The organism is Halotalea alkalilenta (assembly GCF_001648175.1).
Lineage (GTDB): Bacteria > Pseudomonadota > Gammaproteobacteria > Pseudomonadales > Halomonadaceae > Halotalea > Halotalea alkalilenta_A.
Map to the genome: position 1 here is coordinate 86,950 of NZ_CP015243.1, position 23,927 is coordinate 110,876.

At 61.0% G+C, this 23,927-nt stretch carries 21 protein-coding genes, 2 tRNA genes and 3 rRNA genes; 8 read left to right on the forward strand and 18 right to left on the reverse strand.

The annotated features are described in order from the left end of the window. Nucleotides 1–20: 20 nt before the first annotated feature. Both A5892_RS00440 and A5892_RS00445 read right to left on the reverse strand, forming a co-directional pair. The gene (locus tag A5892_RS00440; RefSeq protein ID WP_064121115.1) at nucleotides 21–644 is read right to left on the reverse strand and encodes a YjaG family protein; all 624 of its coding nucleotides are present in this window, start codon (nucleotides 642–644) and stop codon (nucleotides 21–23) included. Nucleotides 645–682: 38 nt separating this feature from the next. Beyond that, the gene (locus tag A5892_RS00445; RefSeq protein WP_064121116.1) at nucleotides 683–976 is read right to left on the reverse strand and encodes an MGMT family protein; all 294 of its coding nucleotides are present in this window, start codon (nucleotides 974–976) and stop codon (nucleotides 683–685) included. 233 nt (nucleotides 977–1,209) lie between these two features. On the opposite strand from A5892_RS00445, the gene A5892_RS00450 reads away from it, so the two are divergent. After that, a complete protein-coding gene (locus tag A5892_RS00450; RefSeq protein WP_064121117.1) occupies nucleotides 1,210–1,902 on the forward strand; it encodes a type 1 glutamine amidotransferase in 693 nt (230 codons plus the stop codon). A gap of 151 nt (nucleotides 1,903–2,053) precedes the next feature. Here A5892_RS00450 and selD read toward each other — a convergent pair whose 3' ends face one another. The 3 genes from selD to A5892_RS00465 form a co-directional block, all read right to left on the reverse strand. Continuing rightward, nucleotides 2,054–3,088 (reverse strand): selenide, water dikinase SelD, encoded by a 1,035-nt coding sequence (selD, locus tag A5892_RS00455; protein WP_064121118.1) that lies wholly within the window; start codon nucleotides 3,086–3,088, stop codon nucleotides 2,054–2,056. Nucleotides 3,089–3,170: 82 nt separating this feature from the next. Continuing rightward, complete coding sequence (radA, locus tag A5892_RS00460; RefSeq protein ID WP_064121119.1) at nucleotides 3,171–4,538, reverse strand: DNA repair protein RadA; 1,368 nt, start codon at nucleotides 4,536–4,538, stop codon at nucleotides 3,171–3,173. 102 nt (nucleotides 4,539–4,640) lie between these two features. After that, nucleotides 4,641–5,114, reverse strand: coding sequence for a copper resistance protein NlpE N-terminal domain-containing protein (locus A5892_RS00465; RefSeq protein ID WP_064121120.1), 474 nt, complete (start codon nucleotides 5,112–5,114; stop codon nucleotides 4,641–4,643). Nucleotides 5,115–5,335: 221 nt separating this feature from the next. On the opposite strand from A5892_RS00465, the gene hisC reads away from it, so the two are divergent. Together hisC and gloA2 are read left to right on the forward strand one after the other, a co-directional pair. Then, nucleotides 5,336–6,391: a histidinol-phosphate transaminase gene (gene hisC / locus A5892_RS00470; protein WP_064121121.1), complete on the forward strand. Its 1,056-nt coding sequence runs from the start codon at nucleotides 5,336–5,338 to the stop codon at nucleotides 6,389–6,391. Next, on the forward strand, nucleotides 6,388–6,792 hold the full coding sequence (gene gloA2 / locus A5892_RS00475; RefSeq protein ID WP_064121122.1) for an SMU1112c/YaeR family gloxylase I-like metalloprotein: 405 nt from the start codon (nucleotides 6,388–6,390) through the stop codon (nucleotides 6,790–6,792). Before hisC ends, gloA2 begins: the two co-directional genes overlap by 4 nt. A gap of 264 nt (nucleotides 6,793–7,056) precedes the next feature. Here gloA2 and rrf read toward each other — a convergent pair. From rrf to A5892_RS20075, 8 genes are all read right to left on the reverse strand, one after another. Beyond that, a 5S ribosomal RNA gene (gene rrf, locus A5892_RS00480) occupies nucleotides 7,057–7,172 on the reverse strand. A 122-nt stretch (nucleotides 7,173–7,294) separates the two neighbouring features. Further along, nucleotides 7,295–10,289: ribosomal RNA gene (locus A5892_RS00485) — 23S ribosomal RNA — on the reverse strand. Nucleotides 10,290–10,582: 293 nt separating this feature from the next. Next, nucleotides 10,583–10,658, reverse strand: a tRNA-Ala gene (locus A5892_RS00490). 37 nt (nucleotides 10,659–10,695) lie between these two features. After that, nucleotides 10,696–10,772 (reverse strand) — tRNA-Ile (locus A5892_RS00495). A 196-nt stretch (nucleotides 10,773–10,968) separates the two neighbouring features. Then, nucleotides 10,969–12,508: ribosomal RNA gene (locus A5892_RS00500) — 16S ribosomal RNA — on the reverse strand. The 16S, 23S and 5S rRNA genes sit together here with 2 tRNA genes alongside, the layout of an rRNA operon. Nucleotides 12,509–13,022: 514 nt before the next feature. Beyond that, complete coding sequence (locus A5892_RS00505; RefSeq protein ID WP_064121123.1) at nucleotides 13,023–13,706, reverse strand: metal-dependent hydrolase; 684 nt, start codon at nucleotides 13,704–13,706, stop codon at nucleotides 13,023–13,025. 120 nt (nucleotides 13,707–13,826) lie between these two features. Continuing rightward, nucleotides 13,827–14,363 (reverse strand): gamma carbonic anhydrase family protein, encoded by a 537-nt coding sequence (locus tag A5892_RS00510; protein WP_064124213.1) that lies wholly within the window; start codon nucleotides 14,361–14,363, stop codon nucleotides 13,827–13,829. Between the two features lie 84 nt (nucleotides 14,364–14,447). Continuing rightward, entirely contained in the window at nucleotides 14,448–14,756 is a 309-nt protein-coding gene (locus tag A5892_RS20075; protein WP_150123438.1) for a hypothetical protein, read from the reverse strand. A gap of 130 nt (nucleotides 14,757–14,886) precedes the next feature. On the opposite strand from A5892_RS20075, the gene A5892_RS00520 reads away from it, so the two are divergent. After that, nucleotides 14,887–15,108: a hypothetical protein gene (locus tag A5892_RS00520; RefSeq protein ID WP_064121125.1), complete on the forward strand. Its 222-nt coding sequence runs from the start codon at nucleotides 14,887–14,889 to the stop codon at nucleotides 15,106–15,108. 166 nt (nucleotides 15,109–15,274) lie between these two features. On the opposite strand, the gene A5892_RS00525 is transcribed toward A5892_RS00520, so the two are convergent. Next, the gene (locus A5892_RS00525; protein WP_064121126.1) at nucleotides 15,275–16,216 is read right to left on the reverse strand and encodes a glycosyl hydrolase; all 942 of its coding nucleotides are present in this window, start codon (nucleotides 16,214–16,216) and stop codon (nucleotides 15,275–15,277) included. A gap of 110 nt (nucleotides 16,217–16,326) precedes the next feature. Between A5892_RS00525 and prlC the strand changes: the two genes are divergently transcribed. Both prlC and A5892_RS00535 read left to right on the forward strand, forming a co-directional pair. Then, nucleotides 16,327–18,372: an oligopeptidase A gene (prlC, locus tag A5892_RS00530; RefSeq protein WP_064121127.1), complete on the forward strand. Its 2,046-nt coding sequence runs from the start codon at nucleotides 16,327–16,329 to the stop codon at nucleotides 18,370–18,372. Between the two features lie 90 nt (nucleotides 18,373–18,462). After that, complete coding sequence (locus A5892_RS00535) at nucleotides 18,463–18,717, forward strand: YheV family putative zinc ribbon protein (protein ID WP_064121128.1); 255 nt, start codon at nucleotides 18,463–18,465, stop codon at nucleotides 18,715–18,717. A 57-nt stretch (nucleotides 18,718–18,774) separates the two neighbouring features. Here A5892_RS00535 and A5892_RS00540 read toward each other — a convergent pair whose 3' ends face one another. The 3 genes from A5892_RS00540 to A5892_RS00550 all read right to left on the reverse strand — a co-directional run bounded on the left by A5892_RS00540 (nucleotide 18,775) and on the right by A5892_RS00550 (nucleotide 20,913). Further along, a complete protein-coding gene (locus A5892_RS00540) occupies nucleotides 18,775–19,314 on the reverse strand; it encodes a superoxide dismutase family protein (RefSeq protein ID WP_064121129.1) in 540 nt (179 codons plus the stop codon). Between the two features lie 111 nt (nucleotides 19,315–19,425). Then, entirely contained in the window at nucleotides 19,426–20,259 is an 834-nt protein-coding gene (metF, locus tag A5892_RS00545) for a methylenetetrahydrofolate reductase [NAD(P)H] (RefSeq protein ID WP_064121130.1), read from the reverse strand. A gap of 147 nt (nucleotides 20,260–20,406) precedes the next feature. Beyond that, on the reverse strand, nucleotides 20,407–20,913 hold the full coding sequence (locus A5892_RS00550) for a hypothetical protein (protein ID WP_064121131.1): 507 nt from the start codon (nucleotides 20,911–20,913) through the stop codon (nucleotides 20,407–20,409). Between the two features lie 566 nt (nucleotides 20,914–21,479). On the opposite strand from A5892_RS00550, the gene A5892_RS20385 reads away from it, so the two are divergent. Beyond that, on the forward strand, nucleotides 21,480–21,641 hold the full coding sequence (locus tag A5892_RS20385) for a hypothetical protein (RefSeq protein WP_190295641.1): 162 nt from the start codon (nucleotides 21,480–21,482) through the stop codon (nucleotides 21,639–21,641). Between the two features lie 70 nt (nucleotides 21,642–21,711). Here the strand turns inward: A5892_RS20385 and A5892_RS00555 are convergent, their stop codons facing one another. Then, nucleotides 21,712–22,563, reverse strand: a complete 852-nt coding sequence (locus tag A5892_RS00555; protein ID WP_150123440.1) for a M23 family metallopeptidase — start codon at nucleotides 22,561–22,563, stop codon at nucleotides 21,712–21,714. Nucleotides 22,564–22,721: 158 nt separating this feature from the next. Here A5892_RS00555 and A5892_RS00560 point away from each other — a divergent pair, with 158 nt between their 5' ends. After that, nucleotides 22,722–23,915, forward strand: coding sequence for an amidohydrolase family protein (locus A5892_RS00560; RefSeq protein WP_064121132.1), 1,194 nt, complete (start codon nucleotides 22,722–22,724; stop codon nucleotides 23,913–23,915). Nucleotides 23,916–23,927 lie beyond the last annotated feature (12 nt).

Consider the following 23,927-nt stretch of genomic DNA (forward strand, 5'->3'; position numbering starts at 1 on the left):
TCGCGCGTCCCTATCACGGTTCACTCATCGTCGAGCGATAGGCCGATATTGCTCACTCCTTCGTTACGCCCCAGTCGTTTCAGCGCGCGCAGCGCCGGCGCATCGAGCGGAGCCTCCAGTCGCTCCAGCACCTCTTGCTGGAAATCGCGCTCGTCCGCCATCAGCGGGTGAGCATCGATCAATGCGGAAAGCCCCTCCTCGTCCTCGATCTCCTCGCCTTCGCTGAGCTCGATGAAGCGCTCGACCCCATGGCGCGACAGCCGCGAGAGTTCGAGTGCCCCCTCCGGGCGCTGGCCGGCCAACGCTTCGAGGCAGGTCGAAAGAGCCAAGGTCGCGTCCCGCGCCATCTGCGCGCCGAAGCTGACATCGCTCTCAGCGAGCTGGTCGTCGAGCCCCGCCTCGATGGCGGCAAGCTTTTCTCCCTGGAGGGTGAAATCGATCCTGGCGGCGGGCACCAGCAGCGCCTCCCATACCAGTGCCATCGCACTATCGACACGACGTCGGTCACCGCCGCCACTCACCTCGTGAAAGAGCCGATAGTTGTGCAGCAAGCGCTCGGTGAGCGCGGCCATGAACACTATCGCCTCGCGCTCGGGCAGGTTGCGCAGCCGGGTCTCGAGTCGAGCCATATCGTCGTCATTCATGACGGTCTTCCCGTTCATCTCATTGGTCAAAACAGAGTTCAAGGCCAAAAGTAGTCTACGGGCACACGCCCGCGTGAATCGAGCAGCACGCCCTCCTCGCGCAGCAGCCGTCGCTGACGGTCGGCGCCAGAATGATCGGCGATTCTTCCCGACGCGTCGACCACCCGCTGCCAAGGCAGGCCGTGCCCATCGGGGAGGCTGCGCAACGCAGCGCCGACCATTCTCGCGGAAGCGCCGTCGGTCATCTTGGCAATCCGCCCATAGCTGGTCACTCTTCCTTTCGGCACCCGCGCTACGATGGTCAGGATCTGCTCCCGCAGCTGCTGGTTCATTCTCGCATCCTCCGTACGTCCCAGAGCCTGCTCAAGCCTGCCTGAGAAACGCGGCGCTCGGTGCGTACGACTATCGGATCAATGGAACATTTGCTACAACTTGTAGCGTCTCGGCCAGACTCGTACCGAGCCAAGTGCTTCGTCGCGGTCGCGCACCGGCACCTTTCACCAGCAATGCAAAGGGTCGCACCGCGAGGACGCCCCCACGCATCAGGACGGCGGGAGTTCGCACCATGCATGTCTACTTCCTGCAGCACCACCCCGACTACGGTCCCGCACGCATCAGTGATTGGCTCACCGGCATGGGCCACAGCTACAACATCTGCCGTCTCTACCACGATGAAATGCCTCCCAAGCTCGCCGATTTCGACGCGCTGGTGGTCCTCGACGGACCGGACAGCGCGCTCGACGAGGCGCCCTATCTCAACATAAAACGCGAACGCAAACTGATCGAACGTACCCTGGCCAGCGCCAAGCCGCTGATGGGCATCGGCTATGGCGGTTGTCTGATCGCCCAGTCGCTCGGCGCGATCGTCTCACCCGGCACCTTCGCCGAGCTCGGCTGGCACGGCGTAGTGCGCGCTCCCGCCTGCCGGTTACCATTACCGGAGCGATTCGATGCTTTCCACTGGCACAGGGAAATCTTCGGACTGCCGCAGGAAGCGCATCCGGTAGGCAGCACCACCGCAAGTCCGATACAGGGCTTCAGCTGGGACGACGAACGCGTCATCGCACTGCTCTTTCACCTCGAGGCCACTGCCACCTCGGCACAGGCGATCGCCGAGGTGGCGCTCGAGTGCGTCGGAGGCGACGAGCCCGGTGGTTTCATCCAGTCGCGCGGAGAGATGTTCGAGGCGACCCGCCGCTTCGACCGCCTCGCCCCGATGCTCGATCGGGTGATGATGGCCTGGCTGCGACTCGGCTGAGACATGTCATGGGGTCGATGACCACCAGGGCCCTGGTACGAAGCTCGAAGGGTCGGCGCGAGCGCCGACCCTTCGCATCGACGCGCAGCTCAGGCCGCCCATAGCGGAGCCGGGCTTTTCGCCACGCGCTAAGCGATCGAAGGCGGATGGCTCACCCGTGGACGTCGATCAAAGCGCCGCCTGCATAGCTCGAACACTCACCGAAAGAGATCAGCTCGAGGCCATGCTCACGCCCCAGCCGCTCGACATCGTCTTCCCAGGCGGGATCGACCGCGATTAACAAGCCACCCGATATCTGCGGGTCGCACAGCCACTGCCAATGCGCGTCGTCCATGTCAGCGAGCTGCTCGCCAATCGCTTGTCGATTGCGAACGCAGCCGTCGGGAACGGCGCCCTGGCGCCGATACGCTTCGGCCTCGCGCAGCATCGGCAGGCGGTCGAAGTCGACCCGAGCCGCGACTGCGCTCGCACGGCACATCTCACCCAGATGGCCGGCGAAACCGAAGCCGGTCACGTCGGTCATTGCATGCACGCCTTCGATCGCCGCCAGGGCGACGCCGATCTCATTGGGCCTGAGCATCACATCACGAGCCAGGGCCCAATGCTCGATGGCGAGCAGCCCTTGCGCCTGAGCCGCGATGAGGATGCCGACCCCGAGCGGCTTGGTCAGGTAGAGCTTGTCACCGGGCTTGGCGCCAGCGTTGCGCTTGAGCTGGACGAGGGGCACCAGGTCATTGACCGAGAGACCGAATAGCGGCTCGGAAGCGGCGATGGAGTGTCCACCGGCGAGGCTCAAACCCAGCTCGCGACACACCGCTTGGGCACCGGAGAGCACCTCGCCTGCCACGGTCGCGGGCAGGCTGTCCAGCGGCCAGCCGAGGATGCTGAGCGCGAGAACCGGAGTCCCACCCATCGCAAATACGTTGCCAATCGCATGGGTCGCACTGATGCGGCCGAAGTCGAAGGGGTCATCGACAATCGGAGCGAAGAAATCAGCGGTGCTGATCAATCCTTGACCATTGCCGAGATCGAATACCGCTGCATCCTCACGGCCCTGGTTGCCCACTATCAGGCGGGGATCGAAGGCACCGGGGCCTGCGGCACGGATGATGGCATCGAGCACGTCAGGGGCGATCTTGCCGCCACTCGTCGCGTCGAGATACTGGGTGAGTCGAATCGAGGTCATGGCGGCTTCCCTTGGTAGCTAGGACCAAGCATCAGAGACATCGCCACCGATAGGTGGCCAAGGCCCCGGCTCTAAAGCAAGCCTAGATCGCCGCGAGAGCGTCGGCGAGTTTGTCGACCGCGATTACCTGCATGCCTTCGGGCGGCTGCTTGGGCGCGTTGGCGCTCGGCACGATGGCACGAGTGAAACCATGCTTGGCGGCTTCAGCGATACGGCTCTGGCCGCTCGGCACCGGGCGAATTTCCCCGGACAACCCCACCTCGCCGAAGACCACCAGCTCGCGAGGCAGTGGCTGATTGCGCAAACTCGAGACCACCGCCAGTAACACGGCAAGATCAGCGCTGGTCTCGAGCACCTTGACCCCGCCGACCACGTTGAGGAATACGTCCTGGTCACCGGTGAACAGTCCCCCGTGCTTATGCAGCACGGCAAGCAGCATAGCCAGGCGCTGGCCATCCAGACCGACCGCGACGCGGCGGGGATTGCTCATCTGCGACTCATCGAGCAGTGCCTGGACTTCGACCAGAATCGGTCGCGTACCTTCCCATACCACCATTACCAGGCTGCCCGCGGACTGCTCCTCATGGCGAGAGAGGAAGATCGCACTCGGGTTCTTCACTTCCTTGAGCCCGTGCTCGAGCATGGCGAAGACGCCCAACTCGTTGACCGCACCGAAACGATTCTTCTGCCCACGCAGGGTGCGAAAACGAGAATCCGCGCCGCCTTCGAGCAGAAGCGATGCGTCGATCATGTGTTCGAGCACCTTGGGGCCAGCGAGAGTGCCATCCTTGGTGACGTGACCGACCAGCAGCAGCACGGTGTTGGTACGCTTGGCGAAGCGGGTCAGCGCCGCGGCGGATTCGCGCACCTGAGCCACGCCGCCCGGAGCGGAAGTGACCTCCTCGAGGTGCATGGTCTGGATCGAATCGATGATCAGGATATCGGGGCGTTCGCGTTCGGCGGTAGCGATGACCGTCTCGACGCTGGTCTCGGCGAGCATCCTGAGCCCCTGAGTGGGCAGCTGCAGCCGATGAGCGCGCATCGCCACCTGGGAGAGCGACTCTTCGCCGGTGACGTACAGCACCCGTTTGGCCTGGGCCAGCTTGCAGGCGGTCTGCAGCAGCAAAGTGGACTTGCCGGCCCCCGGGTTGCCGCCGAGCAGCACGGCGGAGCCGGGCACCAAGCCACCACCGAGCACGCGATCGAACTCCTCGAAGGTGGAGGAGAAACGCGGCACCTCGGCGAGATCGACGCTGGCTAGGTCGATCACCTCGTTCGAAGCGGCGCCGGCATAGCCTTGCCGCGCGGGCTGCGCGCCCGGACGCGGGCTGGGCGCGAGCCGAAGCTCGCTAAGCGTGTTCCATTCCCGGCAGTTACTGCACTGTCCCTGCCACTTGCTGTATTCAGCGCCGCACTCGGTGCAGACGAAAGCGGTCTTGGCCTTGGCCATCGAAACCTCTCGAAACTATGCCTTATCGATGACCGAGCTCGAGGCCAGGACGATCACGTCCACCCGGGGAGCCTGAGCGAGCGTGGGCGCATCGGCCATCGATCATTGACGCTGGAGACGCAGGCTCTCGCCATTCTCGAAACGATGAAGCTGGGGGTCGATCAGCTCGAGCGTGCGGTCATCGATTTGCAGGAAGTAGTACATTTGGCCATCGCTGCGCTGATCGGGTGTCAGCTCGAGCACCGACGCTTGGGGATCGGTGGGAATCCCTGAAATGATGTCCCAAGTGCCCTGGTAGTGCTCGGCGGGCGGATTCTGCGGATGGCCTTGATAGGCCGCATCGAGCGTGAAGGTTCGCTCGGAGGGGGATGCCGAGTTCTCGTCGCCCGAGAGCTCGACGGTAGTGAGGATGCCACTGCAACTGCGACAAGGCAGCGTGCCACGATATACCTGCTCGTCGGCGGACGAACTCTGTGATGCGGCACCCGAGCCGGCTGGCGCCGAACTCTGCTGCCCCGCACATCCCGCCAGCAGCACGGAAGCTCCAGCACCTGCCAGCAACATCTTGATATTCATTGCGTTCTCCTCAATCCCTGGATCAGCTACGAAGGCGCCGAGGCTGGGACGCCATCGTGATTTTCTCGCCCACATTAGCATATCGACACCGTGCAAGGAGATGACCACGAAAGCACTGGATTCAAGCCAACGATCATCCTGCGCGCCCGCGCTTGCGCGGCCAGCGTGCAAGCGCGACCATGAGGCTTTCGCCCTGGCGCCCTTGAAGCAAGCGAGACCACATGAGTAAGTTCTGGAGTCCCGAGGTACACCAACTCACCCCCTATGTTCCGGGCGAGCAGCCGCGCCAGCGGTTGATCAAGCTGAATACCAACGAGAACCCCTATCCACCGGCGCCCGGCGTCGCAGATACGCTGCGCGACTTCGATGCCTCCGCACTCAGACTGTATCCGGACCCCGAATCCCGAGCATTGCGCACGGCAATAGCCGAGCACTATGCGGTCACGCCGGAGCAGGTGTTCGTCGGTAACGGTTCCGACGAAGTGCTGGCGCTGGCATTCATGGCTTTCTTCCGCCAGCCGCTGCCTCTCTACATGCCGGAAATCAGCTACAGCTTCTATCCAGTCTATTGCCAGCTCTATGGTGTCGAACGCAAGGCGCTGCCCCTCGATCACGAGTGGAAGGTCGACCTCGAGGCATTTCCCACCAACAACGGTGGCGTGATCTTCGCCAACCCCAACGCTCCCACCGGCCATGCACACCCGCGCGAGGCGATCGCAGGATTGCTCGAGCGCCAGCGTGACTCAGTGGTGCTGGTCGACGAAGCCTACGTCGACTTCGGTGCGCAGAGCGCGGTTCCTCTGATCGAGCGCTATCCGAACCTGCTGGTTTGCGGCACCTTCTCCAAGTCCCGCAGCCTCGCAGGCCTAAGGCTCGGCTTCGCGATCGGCTCCAAGGAATTGATCGAGGGCATTGGGCGAGTCAAGAACTCGTTCAACTCCTACCCTATCGACCGACTCGCCGAAGCGTGCGCGATCGCTTCCCTGGCCGACCAAGCGTACTTCGAACGCTCTACGGCGGCGGTGATCGCAACCCGAGAGTGGAGCAGGGAAGCGCTAACAGCGCGCGGCTTCGACGTGCTGCCCTCGAGCAGCAATTTCCTCTTTGCCAGGCCGACGCGCATCGATGGGCCGGCACTGTTCGAATCGCTGCGCGAACGGGGGCTGTTGGTGCGTCACTTCTCGAGCCCGGCGCTGGCACCTTTCCTCCGCATCACGATCGGCACCGATGAAGAGATGCGCACGCTGGTCGAGGCGATCGACGAGATCCAAGCATGAGCGATCCAGGGCTGGGGCTCGATGGATTCCACCATGTGGCGTTGATCACCTCGGACTATCCGCGCGCCAAGCACTTCTATGTCGACATCCTTGGCGCCAAGGTGATCGACGAGACTTTGCGCGTGGAGCGTGAAAGCTACAAGCTCGATCTGCTTCTGCCCGGTGGTGCGCAGCTCGAACTGTTCTCCTTTCCTACGCCGCCACCGCGGGTCAATCGCCCGGAAGCCTGTGGCCTGCGCCACTTGGCCTTTCGCTGTCGGGATGTGGACGTCGCCCGCCAGGTGCTCGAGACACGCGGCGTGACCTGCGAACCAGTGCGGGTGGATGAACTCACCGGACGGCGTTTCACCTTCTTCGCCGATCCTGACGGAACACCGCTGGAACTCTATGAAGCCGGCTGAGCTGCGGTAACCCTCGACTCGTTGCATCGGCCATGAGTCGCAAGCAATGGAGTCGATCGAAACGCTCGATGCGCGCCGCAATCTTATCCACAGCGCCTGCCGCGAACCGGCTGTGGGTAAACCATCCACCGGGCGTGCGCTCCGCTGCCGTTCTCTCTGCTCTCGCCGCCCCTTTTGGGGCACCCCTTTTGGGGCGCCCCTCGCCGGGCGGCCCCAAAAGGTGAAAACCCCCGCACCATCGGTGCGGGGGTTCTCGGGATGAATGCTTGACGATGACCTACTCTCACATGGGGAGACCCCACACTACCATCGGCGCTGAGCGGTTTCACTGCTGAGTTCGGCATGGGGTCAGGTGGGACCCGCTCGCTATGGTCGTCAAGCATATTCTGGCGCAAAGCCTGCCCATCAAGGCAAACTTCACTGATTCGTGGATCATGCTGGCCGAGATCGTCTCGTCGTATCCGTTGCTTCGTCTTTCGATGACCTGACCACTTGGGGTTATATGGTCAAGCCTCACGGACCATTAGTACACGTTAGCTCAAAGCGTTGACCGCTCTTCTACACCGTGCCTATCAACCTCGTCGTCTTCGAGGGTCCTTTAGGGGGCTCGAGGCCCCAGGGAAGTCTCATCTTGAAGGGGGCTTCCCGCTTAGATGCTTTCAGCGGTTATCCCGTCCGAACATAGCTACCCGGCAATGCCACTGGCGTGACAACCGGAACACCAGAGGTTCGTCCACTCCGGTCCTCTCGTACTAGGAGCAGCGCTTCTCAAACTTCCAACGCCCACGGCAGATAGGGACCGAACTGTCTCACGACGTTCTAAACCCAGCTCGCGTACCACTTTAAATGGCGAACAGCCATACCCTTGGGACCGACTTCAGCCCCAGGATGTGATGAGCCGACATCGAGGTGCCAAACACCGCCGTCGATGTGAACTCTTGGGCGGTATCAGCCTGTTATCCCCGGAGTACCTTTTATCCGTTGAGCGATGGCCCTTCCATACAGAACCACCGGATCACTAGAACCTACTTTCGTACCTGCTCGACCTGTCCGTCTCGCAGTCAAGCACCCTTATGCTCTTGCACTCAATGCACGATTTCCAACCGTGCTGAGGGTACCTTCGTGCTCCTCCGTTACTCTTTGGGAGGAGACCGCCCCAGTCAAACTACCCACCACACACTGTCCTTCCCCCGGATCACGGGGGCAAGTTAGAACGCCAATGATGCCAGGCTGGTATTTCAAGGTTGGCTCCCCCCGAACTGGCGTCCAGGGTTCATAGCCTCCCAGCTATCCTACACAAGCAACATCAGCGTCCAGTGTGAAGCTGTAGTAAAGGTTCACGGGGTCTTTCCGTCTAGCCGCGGGTACACTGCATCTTCACAGCGATTTCAATTTCACTGAGTCTCGGGTGGAGACAGTGTGGCCATCATTACGCCATTCGTGCAGGTCGGAACTTACCCGACAAGGAATTTCGCTACCTTAGGACCGTTATAGTTACGGCCGCCGTTTACCGGGGCTTCGATCAGGAGCTTCGCCTAAGCTAACACCATCAATTAACCTTCCGGCACCGGGCAGGCGTCACACCCTATACGTCCGCTTACGCGTTAGCAGAGTGCTGTGTTTTTAATAAACAGTTGCAGCCACCTGGACTCTTCGACCGGTTCGCGCTCCGAGAGCTAGTCTCTTCACCCTACGCCGGCGCACCTTCTCCCGAAGTTACGGTGCCATTTTGCCTAGTTCCTTCACCCGAGTTCTCTCAAGCGCCTTGGTATTCTCTACCTGACCACCTGTGTCGGTTTGGGGTACGGTCACACGTTACCTGAAGCTTAGAGGCTTTTCCTGGAAGCGTGGCATCAACGGCTTCCCAGTTCCGAAAAACTGGTTCGTCTCGTATCTCGGCTTTGAACCTCCGGATTTGCCAGGAGATTCGGCCTACCTACTTTTACCCGGACAACCAACGCCGGGCCCGCCTAGCCTTCTCCGTCCCCCCATCGCAGTAACGTCTGGTACGGGAATATTGACCCGTTTCCCATCGACTACGCCTTTCGGCCTCGCCTTAGGGGCCGACTCACTCTGCTCCGATTGACGTCGAACAGAAACCCTTGGTCTTCCGGCGGGGGTGGTTTTCACACCCCTTGTCGTTACTCATGTCAGCATTCGCACTTGTGATACCTCCAGCAGACCTTACGATCCACCTTCGCAGGCGTACACAACGCTCCTCTACCGCATGCCTGCATCCTTAAGCCTACTCCCTTCACGCGCAACGCCACCCACTCGACGTTCGTGGATGGCTTTCACTCGCTGCGCTCGTGCAAGCGAATAGTCTTAAGTGATGCAGGCACACCCGTAGCTTCGGCACCTGGTTTGAGCCCCGTTACATCTTCCGCGCAGGCCGACTCGACTAGTGAGCTATTACGCTTTCTTTAAAGGATGGCTGCTTCTAAGCCAACCTCCTAGCTGTCTAAGCCTTCCCACATCGTTTCCCACTTAACCAGAATTTTGGGGCCTTAGCTGACGGTCTGGGTTGTTTCCCTTTTCACGACGGACGTTAGCACCCGCCGTGTGTCTCCCACGCTGCACTCATCGGTATTCGGAGTTTGCCTCGGGTTGGTAACCCGGGATGGGCCCCTAGCCGAAACAGTGCTCTACCCCCGATGGTGATACGTGAGGCGCTACCTAAATAGCTTTCGAGGAGAACCAGCTATCTCCGAGCTTGATTAGCCTTTCACTCCGATCCACAGGTCATCCGAATCTTTTTCAACAGATCCCGGTTCGGTCCTCCAGTTGATGTTACTCAACCTTCAACCTGCCCATGGATAGATCGCCCGGTTTCGGGTCTATTCCCAGCAACTATGTCGCCCATTTAAGACTCGGTTTCCCTACGCCTCCCCTATACGGTTAAGCTCGCTACTGAGAATAAGTCGCTGACCCATTATACAAAAGGTACGCAGTCACAGGACTTGCCTGCTCCCACTGCTTGTACGCACACGGTTTCAGGATCTATTTCACTCCCCTCGCCGGGGTTCTTTTCGCCTTTCCCTCACGGTACTGGTTCACTATCGGTCAGCCAGGAGTATTTAGCCTTGGAGGATGGTCCCCCCATGTTCAGACAGGGTTTCACGTGCCCCGTCCTACTCGTTTTCACACCCTATGCCCTTTCATGTACGGGGCTATCACCCGCTACGGCCCGACTTTCCAGACGGTTCCACTAGAACATAAGCTGCTTAAGGGCTTCTCCCCGGTCGCTCGCCGCTACTGGGGGAATCTCAATTGATGTCTTTTCCTCGGGGTACTTAGATGTTTCAGTTCTCCCGGTTCGCCTCCGTACGTTATGTATTGGCGTACGGATACCGACCTTCTGGCCGGTGGGTTTCCCCATTCAGAAATCGCTGGATCAAAGGTCATTTGCCACCTCCCCAACGCTTATCGCAGGCTATCACGTCTTTCATCGCCTCTGGCTGCCAAGGCATCCACCGTGTGCGCTTAATCGCTTGACCATATAACCCGAAGGGGTCTGGTCACCGATCAACGAAAACAATTTCGCCGGATACGCTTGAGACGTATCTCTCTGCCCGCCTTGCGGCCGGCAGGCCAGCGTTCACGACACGAGGTCTCCACCCCGGTGTTCGCGCTGGACTTGGTCAGCATGATCCACATTGTTAAAGAGCGTACTGTCGCGAAGACAGTCGGAAACCCACGTCTTCCTCTTGATCCGGAGGACATTGGTTTGCGACTGGCATCGGTATTTTCTTCGTTGGCCTGGACAGCGACCTCGATTCAAACGAATCGATGGTGGAGCCTAGCGGGATCGAACCGCTGACCTCCTGCGTGCAAAGCAGGCGCTCTCCCAGCTGAGCTAAGGCCCCGTTGTCGTCACCGCTCTCACAGATCCAACCAGGAGAATGGTGGGTCTGGGCAGATTCGAACTGCCGACCTCACCCTTATCAGGGGTGCGCTCTAACCAACTGAGCTACAGACCCAGCTTCGGGCACTCAGAGCTTACCTTCGGCATACTTCGAACTGCCGACCTCACCCTGCTTTCCACAAGGTCAGGGGATGCGCTCCAACCAACCGAGCTACAGACCCAAGCCGGGGCCGTAGACCCTTAGTACTTCGCTCTTGCTTTCGATCAGGCAATTTGGTGTGGGTACTCGGCTCAACCACGGCGCTGTCGTTTAAGGAGGTGATCCAGCCGCAGGTTCCCCTACGGCTACCTTGTTACGACTTCACCCCAGTCATGAACCACACCGTGGTGACCGTTCTCCCGAAGGTTAAACTAGCCACTTCTGGTGCAATCCACTCCCATGGTGTGACGGGCGGTGTGTACAAGGCCCGGGAACGTATTCACCGCGACATTCTGATTCGCGATTACTAGCGATTCCGACTTCATGGAGTCGAGTTGCAGACTCCAATCCGGACTGAGGCGAGCTTTCTGGGATTGGCTTCACGTCGCCGCTTCGCAACCCTCTGTACTCGCCATTGTAGCACGTGTGTAGCCCTACCCGTAAGGGCCATGATGACTTGACGTCGTCCCCACCTTCCTCCGGTTTGTCACCGGCAGTCTCCTTAGAGTTCCCGACCGAATCGCTGGCAAATAAGGATAGGGGTTGCGCTCGTTACGGGACTTAACCCAACATTTCACAACACGAGCTGACGACAGCCATGCAGCACCTGTCTCAGAGTTCCCGAAGGCACCCATCCATCTCTGGATAGTCCTCTGGATGTCAAGGGTAGGTAAGGTTCTTCGCGTTGCATCGAATTAAACCACATGCTCCACCGCTTGTGCGGGCCCCCGTCAATTCATTTGAGTTTTAGCCTTGCGGCCGTACTCCCCAGGCGGTCAACTTAGTGCGTTAGCTGCGCCACTAAATCCTCAAGGGATCCAACGGCTAGTTGACATCGTTTACGGCGTGGACTACCAGGGTATCTAATCCTGTTTGCTACCCACGCTTTCGCGCCTCAGCGTCAGTGTCAGTCCAGAAGGCCGCCTTCGCCACTGGTATTCCTCCCGATCTCTACGCATTTCACCGCTACACCGGGAATTCTACCTTCCTCTCCTGCACTCAAGTCCGCCAGTTCCAAATGCTGTTCCCAGGTTGAGCCCGGGGCTTTCACATCTGGCTTAACAGACCGCCTACGCGCCCTTTACGCCCAGTAATTCCGATTAACGCTCGCACCCTCCGTATTACCGCGGCTGCTGGCACGGAGTTAGCCGGTGCTTCTTCTGCGAGTAACGTCCCCCCTCCAGGGTATTAACCCAAAGGCGTTCCTCCTCGCTGAAAGTGCTTTACAACCCGAAGGCCTTCTTCACACACGCGGCATGGCTGGATCAGGGTTGCCCCCATTGTCCAATATTCCCCACTGCTGCCTCCCGTAGGAGTCTGGGCCGTGTCTCAGTCCCAGTGTGGCTGATCATCCTCTCAGACCAGCTACGGATCGTTGCCTTGGTAGGCCTTTACCCTACCAACTAGCTAATCCGACATGGGCTCATCCGATAGCGGAAGGTCCGAAGATCCCCTCCTTTCTCCCGTAGGACGTATGCGGTATTAGCGTGCGTTTCCACACGTTATCCCCCTCTACCGGGCAGATTCCCATGCATTACTCACCCGTCCGCCGCTCGCCACCAGGGAGCAAGCTCCCTGTGCTGCCGCTCGACTTGCATGTGTTAGGCCTGCCGCCAGCGTTCAATCTGAGCCATGATCAAACTCTTCAGTTTAAATCTTGCTGCCCCCCACCTTCGAAAAGACGGACGGCTTAGCCTGGCTCGACAGAGCTGTTACATCGACAAACGATGGATCGCTTGCCTTTGTGGTCGCTGCCTCGATGCCTGACTGGATACATCAGTGACGTTGCCGTCTCATCGAGCCGAGCGCCCACACAAATTGCCTGATCGACTTGTTAAAGAGCGTCTCGTCGCGGGCTGAACCTTGCTTCGAAGAAGCGTGCCCTGCGTCGAGTGGATGAGCATTCTACTCAGAAACGCTTTGGTGTCAACCACTTCCTTGAGGAAGTGTCGTTCGGAACCAGCCAACCACCCGTTCCCGAACCAACCTGAAACACCAAAACAATCAATGACTTGCTCTTCCCGCTGCGGGTTAACCCCGGTCAGCGAGGGCGTACTTTATAGACCCCCTCGCCACTTGGCAAGCCCTTTCCGCAGGTTTTTGACCCAAAGGTCAAAAACTCCGGAAAAAAGCCACCGGGTGGAAGTTACGAACCGAGCTCATCCATCATCGCCATCGGTACTGCCAAAGCCCCTGCAGCAGATCGACGAGGGTGAACAACCCATTCCACGGCGGCAACCAGGGCAGCAGGCAGACGATCACGACACCCATCGCCATGGCGCTGAACGGAGATTGATAGTCGAAGAGCTTGAGCGCGGTGCCGAAGGAGCGCTTCATCCTCTGGCCGACCATGTCCACGCTATAGCACTCATCGAGCAAAAGGTGGATCACAACGCCCAGGCAAAGTGCCGCGCCCTGCAGCCATGCCTGCTCAGCCGTACTACCGAAGAAGTGATAGCCAAGCGCGCTGATCGAAAAACCGCTGGCCAACGCGGCAAGCAGCGAATGCCAGACTCCCCGGTGCACCGTGAGACGACGAAACAAGCCGCTGGCGATATAGCGCACCCCGGTGTAGACGCCGATCCCAGTGCTGGCCAGTGAAGCAAGCGTCATGTGCGGTGTCAGTGCGATCACCGCAGCGACCATCGCGATCACCGCGAGCATCGTGAAGATCAACCCCACTGCGTGAGAGCGATCAGCATCGATATCGGGGAGTATTCCCCCCAGGGCCACCAAGCCGGTCAGCGCCAGCGCCTCGCTGAGCGTCCAGGCCCCCAAGTACCAGCCCGCGGTAGAAAGCCCCGCGCCGGTCATCGCCGCTGCGGATAAATGCGTCTTGAAGTCGGCCATGCGCCTTCATCTGTAGGAAATACCAGTGAACGAAAAAACACTGTTCAAAGAAACAGATTATGACGCACCATTGTTTGTAACAACAATCAATTACGCAGACATTCACTTCGACTGCGAAAACTACTCGGCGGCGTTCAGATACTCATCCTTGAGCTTTACGTAGTTATTCGCCGAATAGACGAAAAACGCGTACTCATCCGGCCTCAACTCCCGCAGCTTGCGCGCTGGATTGCCGGCATAGACGTGGCCGCGCTCGAGCCGTTTTCCCGGAGTCACCACCGCACCAGCAGCGATCAGCACTTCGTCCTCGACCACCACACCGTCGAGCACGACCGCCCCCATGCCGACCAGCACCCGGTCCCCGATCGTGCAGCCATGCAGCACCGCACGGTGGCCGATGGTCACCTCTCGACCGATGGACAGAGGGTAGCCCTCAGGGTTGTAGCCGCTGGCGTGGGTGATGTGCAGCACCACGCCGTCCTGCACGCTGGTTCGCGCACCGATACGAATGCGATGCATGTCGCCCCGGATCACCGCCTGTGGCCAAACGGAAACATCGTCGCCGAGCTCCACGTCGCCGAGCACCACGCTGGTTGGATCGATCATGACTCGCGCACCAAGCACCGGCGCGCGGCCGCGAAAACCGCGTACGTTCATCTTCGCTTCCTCGTTCTCGGTCGAATGCATTCATATCCTGATCAAGGAGGCTACCAGAACCAACGCCACCGGCGGGATCGCCAGCTACCGCGCCATGCCTCGCCAAAGCACGAACCCGACCTCGCGAACACCCGGCGCGCGCAGGGCGTGGCACTCATCGAGCACCATGACCGCAAACCAGACGATCAACAAGCCGCCGAAGGCAGGAAGAATATCCGGCGGGATGGTGGTGAGCAGGTCGAAGGAGGTCATCCCGGCGATCGGACGGACATCGGCCAAGGTGGAAGTCGAGCGCCGAGGAATCCAGCGTGACCAGCCAGTGCATCGCGCCATCCAGAAATCGGGCGAGGACATGACATAGCCCACTAACACGAGAAACCGCAGGTAAAGCAACTCGTATCTTGCGAAAAAAATAAACCTGGGTTAAATTTTAATACCTTGTTTGATAGGCCGTTGCCCGCAACAACGCGGGCCTTTTTCATCTGGAACCGAGCATCTCAAACCCGACCGGCGGAGAAGATCCATGCAAGAACTCTACTGGATCAACGACCTCGGAGAGGTCTGTCTGATCAAGCTTCCCCCCAAAGTCAGCTACGAATACGACTCCCCCATCGGTATGGCGCGCCTTACCCGCCATGACGCATATCCCCCTCTGACACTACTGCTGCCGCTGCCTCATGACCGCCGCGCCGTGCTCAGGCTCGAGCGCTGGATGCGCCAAGGTCTGCAGAGCCACACGCTCTGACCACTGACTAATCGGTAGGGCGCGATGACACTTACCCACGAAATGCGGCGCGCCCCTGAGAGATGCTAGGTAAAGAGCCGATGCTTCTCGCCACTCGCACAGCCCCAGCATGCCCCGCGAATAGAGCCTCGTCTTCCCCCGCCACCACCCGTCAGCGAGACCCGGCTCATATCGCGGCATAGGCTTGGCCAAGTTCGTTCAACTCTCCATTGGCATCGAACAACGTCGACGTAGCCAGTGGGCCATTCTCCCCTCCAATCCCCCATGGATACCAGGAATAGCCGCGCACCCACGGGGTGTTTTCCATGAACGCGCAGACTTCCTGCATGAATATCAGGGTCTCTTCGCGGTTATAGCGATTAGGCCTGGTGCCGTCCCATGCTTCCCAATCCCCTACCGCGAACTCATTGACCCACAGCGGGCGATCGTAGAGCTGGTGGACGAACTCGAGCAGATCGATGAACGCCTCCGACGAGGGAGATCCGTAATGGTGAAACCCCACCGAATCGACCCGTAAGCCACGAGACTGCGCTCCGGCCATGAACTCCTGCATCCAGGCACCGTGAGGCTGAGCGCAGGAGGGCCCGACCAGCTCGACGGGATCGACCTGCTCAAGGCTCGGCCAAGCATCCAGCGCCTGCTCGACCGGTACATTGGACTGATCCTGCCGGTCGGGCTCATTGAAACCAAACAGCAACTGTGGCCGGGGAGAGGCTATCGTGCCCAGCCAGTGGGGCGTGTCCGCTGGATTCCACCCCCAGACCATCGGCACGAAGCGCATCGTCGCATCGTTCGCCGGCATACCCTCTTCAGAAGGCGTCAATCCCCAGTTGTAGTACCACGCAGTATGCATTCCCGAAGCGGAGGGCGCGGCGCCCGCCAGCCCTTTCTTGGTACTGGTCGAGGTCTGCGCCATGGCCCAGTTGGCGCGAGCCGCGATCAGCGCGCTCGAGCAACCGGCGAGAAAAGTTCTTCTGGACAGGGTCATCGATGATTCACCTCGTGCGATGGGCAAAGGGTAGGCTCGGACGCCAATCACGACGCGATCGACTAATGCCCTTTCAGCGGAACATACTTCGGCCGAGACATCGTCCAGCATCATCGTCATTTCATCTCTCGATACGCCGAATCCTCCCTTCCACCGCAAAAGCGCAATTGAAACTCCCCCAGGTGGGCCCAACATGCAGTATGAACAGCCGTACACGCCGAGGACCCTTCATGCATAGCAACCCGTTGCTCCAGCCCCACGAGCTTCCGCCCTTTGCCGATATCGAGCCGCGCCACGTCGAGCCCGCGATCGATACACTGATCGAGCGCAACCGGGCCACCGTCGACCGGCTCGTGGCAGCGGGTGATTTCAGCTGGAAAGGACTGGCCAAGCCACTGGAAGATGCCGGGGAGGAACTGTCCCAAGCCTGGTCTCCGGTCTCCCACCTCAATTCGGTGAAGAATTCGAGCGAACTGCGAGAGGCCTACCAGGCCTGCCTTGCCAAGCTTTCCGCCTACGGCACTTGGTTCGGCCAGCACGAAGGGCTGTTCGCCGCTTTCGAATCGCTGCGCCAGAGCGCGGAATACGAAGACCTCGACGAAGCGCAGAGAAAGTCGATCGACAACACCCTGCGTGATTTCCGACTCGCAGGGGTCGACCTGCCAGCGGACAAGAAAGCCCGCTATGGCGAGATCCAGGCACGCCTTTCCGAGCTTTCCAATACCTTCTCCAACAACGTCCTCGATGCCACCCAGTCGTGGCATCTGGATATCGATGACGATACCCGCCTCGCAGGCCTCCCCGAGAGCGCGCGGGACACGCTGCGAGCCAACGCCGAAGCGAAGGGCGTCGAAGGCTATCGGGTCACTTTGGATTTCCCGAGTTTCTTCCCGGTGGTCACCTACGCCGATGATCGTGAACTGCGTCGCGAGGTCTACACCGCCTTCGTCACCCGCGCCTCCGACCAAGGGCCGGATGCCAGCAAGTTCGACAACTCCGAGGTGATGGCGGAAATCCTCTCGCTGCGCCACGAGCTCGCTCAACTACTCGGGTTCGCTACCTACGCCGACCTGTCACTGGCGACCAAAATGGCCGAGTCTCCGCGCCAGGTGCTCGACTTCCTCGAAGACCTCGCCACCCGTGGCAAGCCCCAGGCCGAGCGGGAATACGCCGAACTCCAGCAGTTCGCCCGCGAGGCTCTCGGCATCGAGCACCTCGAGCCTTGGGATTCGAGCTATGCCGCCGAGAAGCTCCGCGAGGCGCGCTATTCGATCTCGCAGGAACAGCTGCGCCCCTATTTCCCGGCGCCGAAAGCGATCGATGGTCTGTTCAAGGTGGTCAAGCGGCTCTACGGCCTGGAGATGGTCGAACGCCAGGACGCGCCGAAGTGGCACGATGACGTGCGCTTCTTCGAGATCTTCGATGATGGTGCGCCGATCGCTGGTTTCTATCTCGATCTCTACGCGCGTGAAGGCAAGCGCGGCGGTGCCTGGATGGATGTCTGCCGCACCCGCCTGCGGCGCAACGGCGGCGAGCTGCAGCGTCCGGTCGCCTATCTGGTGTGCAACTTCACCCGCCCGGTGGGCGGTAAGCCCGCGCTGCTCACCCACGATGAAGTGCTGACCCTGTTCCACGAGTTCGGCCATGGCTTGCACCACATGCTAACCCGCCAGGAGGTCGCCGACGTTTCCGGGATCAGCGGCGTGGCATGGGATGCGGTCGAACTGCCCAGCCAGTTCATGGAGAACTTCTGCTGGGAGCGTGAAGGGCTGGATCTGATCGCCTCCCACGTGGAGAGCGGCGAGCCGCTGCCCGAGGAACTCTACGAGAAGCTCGTCGCGGCGAAGAACTTCCAGTCTGCGATGCAGATGATGCGCCAGCTCGAGTTCTCGCTGTTCGACTTCCGCCTGCACTATGAACTCAAAGCGCCGACCAGCGCCGATGTCCAGCGCATGCTCGACGATGTACGCGCCAAGGTCGCAGTGGTGCCGCAGACCGAGTTCAACCGCTTCCAGCACAGCTTCAGCCACATCTTCGCCGGTGGCTATGCGGCTGGATACTACAGCTACAAGTGGGCAGAAGTGCTCTCGGCCGACGCCTTCTCGGCGTTCGAGGAAGCCGGCGTGTTCGATCAGGCCACGGGGCAACGCTTCCGCCTCGAAATCCTCGAACAAGGTGGCGCTCGCGACGCCGCAGAGATGTTCAAAGCATTCCGCGGCCGCGAGCCGAGCATCGAGCCGCTGCTACGCCATTCGGGGATCAGTTCCGCCGCCTGAATGCGCGCGGCAACGCTCATCGCCGCTCCCCGTCCCCTGGCCGACGGGCGGCGGCGCCTTCATTCATCTCGCCCTGGAGGGCGCATCGATATGCCCGCCATCAAGCGCTTCATCGCTGGGGCCGTATGCCCCCGCTGTGCGGCAATGGACACCCTGCGCAGCTGGGACCACAGCGGAATACGCTACCGCGAGTGCGTCGACTGCGATTTTCTCGAACAGCTCGCCATCGAACCGACGCCTACCACCGAAGAGCTCGCCACCCGGGTCAATCGGCCTCGTGAGAACGAGCGCGACAATGAGATCCAGACGGTACGCATTCTCGACCCAGGCACGCTGCGCCGCTGAACCTTCCCACCCGGCGGGATCGGACCGCGCCAGCCTTCGGCGCGGCACTTGCCACATTCAGCCAGGGCTGTGAGCGGGGATCACTCCGCAGGCAAAACGACCGCCGCCGCCACCCAAGGTCGGATGGTCGCTGTAGTTATCGCCCCCTGCATGCACCATCAGCGCACGCCCATAGAGATCGGACTCCTCCAATCGCGGCGCCAGGGTCGGAACCTGCGCGGTGCCATCCTCGGCCACGGCCAGAGCGGGCAGGTCGCCCAGATGGCTATCGTCCACATAAGGCCCCTGGTGGGTGCCATGCTCATCCGGATCATAGTGACCACCCGCCGCGCCTGCGGCGATGACTTCGCCCGCGTCGTTCTCGCCCGGCTCACAGCTCGGCGTGGTATGCAGGTGCAGCCCATGGATGGAGCTGTCGAGCCCAGAGAGGTCGGGAGTGACCAATAGGCCGTACTGGGTGTTTTCGAACGTCACGGTACCGATCGAGTCGCCGATACCATCGGCGCTGACCCGATGGACGTCTACTTCGACCGCGGCCATGGCCCAGGGGGCCGAGGTCAATGCAGCGGCACACAGCAAGGAAGGTAGATACTTCATTTGCGTCTCCTAGTGTCTTGGCGGGCGCGCGGCGCTGCCGCGCGTGTCCTGAAGCCTAGCCAAGATCAGCGAGGAGACACGAACTCTCGCATCGAAGCGGGTTGAGAGCGCTCAACGGCCGAGGGAGTCGAGGATCCGCAGGCTCGGGGAGGCTTGGTTGAGGGTATAGAAGTGCAGCCCTGGCGCGCCGCCCTCGATCAGGCGCTCGCAGAGCCGGCTCACCATCTCATGGCCGAAGGCACGCATGCTCTCCTGATCGTCGCCATAGGCTTCGAGCTGCTTGCGGATCCAGCGCGGAATGCCGGCACCGCAGACATCGGAGAAACGTACCAGGCTATCGAACTGGGTGACCGGCATGATCCCGGGAATGATCGGCGCTTCGACGCCGAGGGCACGCACCCGTTCGACGAAATGGAAGTAGGCCTCGGCATCGAAGAAATACTGCGTGATCGCGCGACTGGCCCCCGCCTTCATCTTGGCGGCGAAGAAGCGCAGATCGGACTCGAAGTCGCGGGCCTGCGGATGCATCTCTGGGTAGGCTGCCGCGAGCAGCTCGAAATGATCGCCGTGCTCGGCGCGAATGAGCTCGATCAGCTCGCTCGCATAGCGCAGCTCTCCACCGCCGCCTTGGCCAGAGGGAATGTCACCGCGCAGCGCAACGATGCGGCGAATGCCCAGCTCCCGATAGCGTGCCAGCAGTTCGCGCAGTTCCTGCTTGTCGCTGGAAATGCAGGACAGGTGGGGAACGGCATCGACCCCACCATCGCGCAGCTCGAGCACCGTTTCGAGCGTGCGATCGCGAGTCGAGCCCCCTGCGCCGAAGGTCACCGAGCAGAACTCGGGGTTCTTGGTCATCAAGGCGTCCCGGGTGGCAGTCAGCTTCTCACGGCCGGCGTCGGTACGGGGAGGAAAGAACTCGAAACTGACTTCGAAGGTTCGGGACATGCTGGCCTACCTGGAAAATCGAGCGACACGATCGGCATCGCCGATCGACGGAATCCGACCATTTTGCCCAGCCGAGCGAGGTGAAACCAATGAAAGTTAGTCGCCATCCACTTCGAAATCACTCATGCGGCATCGGGCCGTCGCAACTCATGGACTCAACATCACGTTGCTGACCGCCCCTTCGCCGACCTTCACTTCACGCTGTACCGGTTGGCGATGACGCCGCTGCTGGCCATTTTCCTCGGTCGCCCATTCGAGTCGGCTGATCAGGTAGTAGCTGCCAGCGGCCAGGTGCTCGAAGCGGAAATTACCGTGATCGTCGGCCAGCGTGCGGCGGGTGTATTCCTGTGCACGAGGGTCAGCGGGCGCGATTGGCCGGCCCGCCCGTAGCGCTTCGTAAGCTTCACGCGAATAGCTGGTCACCGGCGCTGCGAGTACGTCGACACCGGCACCCGGCACCACGCGTCCCTGGCCGAGATCGACCGAGACCTGGCCTGCGATGGTCGAACTACCCGAGCGCGCGAGCTTGGCGTACTCCGCCTCGGGAAAGGGTGCGCGTTGCGTGCTGGGCGCTTCGCTCGGCAGCAACCCCTGGCAGCCGGCAAGCAGTGAAAAGCTAGCGCAAAGAAGCGCCAGGGAGAGCGATCGTTGCATCGTGACCTCGAGACCAAGACCCTGAAACCCAGGCTATCAAACGGCGGGGAACATTCTGCCATGCCTCGGCGGCGGCGTCGGTTTCGTTAGCGTCAGCGCTTACAACCGATGTGTAAAAGCCGCGCCACGGAGGCCGCAGACAAAGAAAAAGACCGCCCAGGGAGCGGTCTTGGTGCCAGGGAAGGCTCGCTCTGTGGCGAACGCTTCGTTTTCTTACGCCTCATCAAGCGAAGAAATCCATAAGCGCCATCCTAGCAGAGCCCGCCGCGACAGCCAATTGGCTACGGACACGAAAAAAGCCGCTCCGGAGACCGGAGCGGTATAAAGACCGTGACTAGCTTGATGAGGAGATGCCAACAGTGAACCTGACATTCACCGGTAGCGTGTGGTGCTTGGCGAACACCACGGAACCGAGAATACATGGGCGAAAAGGATCGAGTCAATAGTAATGATAAAAATTATCATTAACGCCCGACTACACGACTCATACGGATCGAAACGAAAAAAACCGCTCCCAAAGGGAGCGGTAGAAGGACCGTGACTAGCTTGATGAGGAGATGTCAACGATGAACCTGACATTCACCGGTGACGTGTGGTGCTTGGCGAACACCACGATGACGAGATTAGCGGCGTTGCCGGGAAGCGTCAAGGGTAATGATAAATATTTTCATTACCTAAGAAGAAACCAGATTATTCGCGAACCATTGCCTTGTCGTCGTCCCGCCTGACGCCGCTCGATCGACACCGCACAGCACGACGAGGCCGAATAACGAGAAGGTATCACTGTCCTCGCGGGGCTCAACGATCGGCACTGCACTCGAGCACCAGCAGCGGATCCAGGCGTACGTCGAACCAGTTCATTCCCCAATGAAGATGCGGCCCGGTGGCGCGGCCGGTGGCACCCACCGCCCCGATCACCTCGCCCTGCTCGACCCGCTGTCCGATCTCGACGTCGATCCTGGATAGATGGAGGAAGTTGGAGCTGATCCCATAACCGTGATCGAGCAGCAGCGTCCCACCGGTGAGATAGAGATCGGGATTGGCGAAGGTGACCACCCCGCTCGCTGGCGCGACGACCGGCGTGCCGTTGGCGGCGGCGATATCCATCCCGGAGTGTGGCGCGCCCGGCGTACCGTTGTAGACCCGCATGTTGCCGAAGCGGCCACTGATCCGCCCCTTCACCGGCCAGACGAAAGGCTCGACGAAATCGGTGCGTGGATCATCACGTCCGCGTGACGCGCTCACTTCAGCCTGCTCGCGGCGAATTCGTTCAGCGATCTCGGGCGGCGGCGAAACGGTCCTCGGCGGTACACCGCTGATTCGCTCGACATCCCAGGCGCGCGGTTCGACCCTGATCGCGACCTCCTGGGGCGCGGCATCCGGCGGTGTAACCTTCACCGTCACCTCCGCTTGCGCATCGCGCGGAACACCCAGCACCACCGTGCCGTAGCCGGTGACCCGCAGCTCGCGCCCGGCATACTCCACCTTGCTGCCCGGCGGTACCCGCCCAATCACCATCGCCGACTGCTGCACCGCCTGTGGAAAGGTAATGGCTACCTCGGCGCGGGCGGGCGGCACGGAGATCGCGAGCACGCAGGCTAAGAGCATCAAGTAGAGAGGAATCAACGCAATACGCAGGTTCAGGGGCATCGGTGGCGCTCGGTTGGAGATGAATCCTGCTCAGCCTAGCGCAACTGGCGGGTACGGCTCCATGCCTGGCTCAGCGGCAAGGTAAAGAGGCCACCTCGGCGAGGGGTAAATCGGCTAGGCTGTCGAACGTTTCTTAGCCAAGCGACGATGGAGCCGAGATGAACGACCTGCTACTCAAGAGCGTGCGCCCCTGGGGCGATGAGAGCGTGGACCTGCTGATCCGCGACGGGCGAATCGCCGCCATGGCGCCCCATCTCACGGCCGAAGGTGTGGAAGTGATCGATGGCAAAGGCCACATCGCTTTGCCAGGGCTGGTCGACGCCCATACCCACCTCGACAAGTCGCTGCTCGGCTGGCCTTGGTATCGCAATGAGGTCGGGGCGCAGTTGCTCGACAAGATCGACAACGAACGCCAGGTGCGACAGGCACTCGGCCTCGACGCGCAGGTCCAGTCGATGCGCCATGCACTTCGCTCGCTGGCCTTCGGCACCACGCTGATCCGCTCCCACGTCGATATCGACACCGAGCAGGGACTCAAGGCGCTCGAAGGCGTGATCGAGACTCGCCGACGGCTTTGCGAAGTGCTCGACATCGAGCTCGTCGCCTTCCCCCAGTCGGGAGTGATGCGTCGCCCCGGCACCATCGAGCTGCTCGATCGCGCCCTGGCGCTTGGCGCCGACCTGCTCGGCGGCCTCGACCCCTGCGCGATCGACCGCGACCCCAAGGGCCAGCTCGACGTGCTCTTCGAGCTGGCCGAGAAGCACGGCAAAGGGATCGACCTGCACCTTCACGAAACCGGCGAGCTGGGCGCCTTTTCGATGGCGCTGATCTTCGAGCGCATCCGAGCCCACGGCATGCAAGGCCAAGTGTCGATCAGCCACGCCTTCTGCCTCGGCGCCCCTGACTGGCAGCGCACCCAGGCACTGATCGACGAATGCGCCGAGCTCGGGGTGACGATACTCACCACCGCACCGGCCTCCCGGGAGGTGCCGGCGATACAACGCTTGATCGCGGCAGGCGTGCCAATCGGCGTCGGCAACGATGGTGTCCGCGATACCTGGGGGCCCTACGGTAATGCGGACATGCTCGAGCGCGCCAAGCTACTCGGCCTGCGCAACAACCTGCGCCGCGACGACGAGATTGAGCTGGCGCTTGGGCTTTGCAGCTACCGGGGCGCGAGGGCGATCGGACACGAGTCCCGGCGCCTGAAGGTAGGCGAGCGAGCCGACCTGTTCCTGGCCACGGGGGAGACCGTCGCCGAGACGGTAGTCACCCATGCCCCACGCGCACTGGTGATCAGCCATGGGCGCGTAGTGGCTCGCAATGGTGAAGCCTTGCTGCCGACACCCTGATTTAGACGACGA

What these genes read in the sequence shown, in the direction of transcription:
- A5892_RS00445 (WP_064121116.1), bottom strand. Translation starts at nt 976, where the DNA reads ATGAACCAGCAGCTGCGGGAGCAGATCCTGACCATCGTAGCGCGGGTG.
- radA (WP_064121119.1), bottom strand. Translation starts at nt 4,538, where the DNA reads ATGGCCAAGGCCAAGACCGCTTTCGTCTGCACCGAGTGCGGCGCTGAA.
- gloA2 (WP_064121122.1), top strand. Translation starts at nt 6,388, where the DNA reads ATGAGCGATCCAGGGCTGGGGCTCGATGGATTCCACCATGTGGCGTTG.
- A5892_RS00560 (WP_064121132.1), top strand. Translation starts at nt 22,722, where the DNA reads ATGAACGACCTGCTACTCAAGAGCGTGCGCCCCTGGGGCGATGAGAGC.
- A5892_RS00525 (WP_064121126.1), bottom strand. Translation starts at nt 16,216, where the DNA reads ATGACGATGATGCTGGACGATGTCTCGGCCGAAGTATGTTCCGCTGAA.
- prlC (WP_064121127.1), top strand. Translation starts at nt 16,327, where the DNA reads ATGCATAGCAACCCGTTGCTCCAGCCCCACGAGCTTCCGCCCTTTGCC.
- A5892_RS00540 (WP_064121129.1), bottom strand. Translation starts at nt 19,314, where the DNA reads ATGAAGTATCTACCTTCCTTGCTGTGTGCCGCTGCATTGACCTCGGCC.
- A5892_RS00555 (WP_150123440.1), bottom strand. Translation starts at nt 22,563, where the DNA reads ATGCCCCTGAACCTGCGTATTGCGTTGATTCCTCTCTACTTGATGCTC.
- A5892_RS00550 (WP_064121131.1), bottom strand. Translation starts at nt 20,913, where the DNA reads ATGCAACGATCGCTCTCCCTGGCGCTTCTTTGCGCTAGCTTTTCACTG.
- A5892_RS00520 (WP_064121125.1), top strand. Translation starts at nt 14,887, where the DNA reads ATGCAAGAACTCTACTGGATCAACGACCTCGGAGAGGTCTGTCTGATC.
- A5892_RS00505 (WP_064121123.1), bottom strand. Translation starts at nt 13,706, where the DNA reads ATGGCCGACTTCAAGACGCATTTATCCGCAGCGGCGATGACCGGCGCG.
- A5892_RS00450 (WP_064121117.1), top strand. Translation starts at nt 1,210, where the DNA reads ATGCATGTCTACTTCCTGCAGCACCACCCCGACTACGGTCCCGCACGC.
- A5892_RS00535 (WP_064121128.1), top strand. Translation starts at nt 18,463, where the DNA reads ATGCCCGCCATCAAGCGCTTCATCGCTGGGGCCGTATGCCCCCGCTGT.
- A5892_RS00440 (WP_064121115.1), bottom strand. Translation starts at nt 644, where the DNA reads ATGAATGACGACGATATGGCTCGACTCGAGACCCGGCTGCGCAACCTG.
- selD (WP_064121118.1), bottom strand. Translation starts at nt 3,088, where the DNA reads ATGACCTCGATTCGACTCACCCAGTATCTCGACGCGACGAGTGGCGGC.
- hisC (WP_064121121.1), top strand. Translation starts at nt 5,336, where the DNA reads ATGAGTAAGTTCTGGAGTCCCGAGGTACACCAACTCACCCCCTATGTT.
- A5892_RS00510 (WP_064124213.1), bottom strand. Translation starts at nt 14,363, where the DNA reads ATGAACGTACGCGGTTTTCGCGGCCGCGCGCCGGTGCTTGGTGCGCGA.
- A5892_RS20385 (WP_190295641.1), top strand. Translation starts at nt 21,480, where the DNA reads ATGAACCTGACATTCACCGGTGACGTGTGGTGCTTGGCGAACACCACG.
- metF (WP_064121130.1), bottom strand. Translation starts at nt 20,259, where the DNA reads ATGTCCCGAACCTTCGAAGTCAGTTTCGAGTTCTTTCCTCCCCGTACC.
- A5892_RS00465 (WP_064121120.1), bottom strand. Translation starts at nt 5,114, where the DNA reads ATGAATATCAAGATGTTGCTGGCAGGTGCTGGAGCTTCCGTGCTGCTG.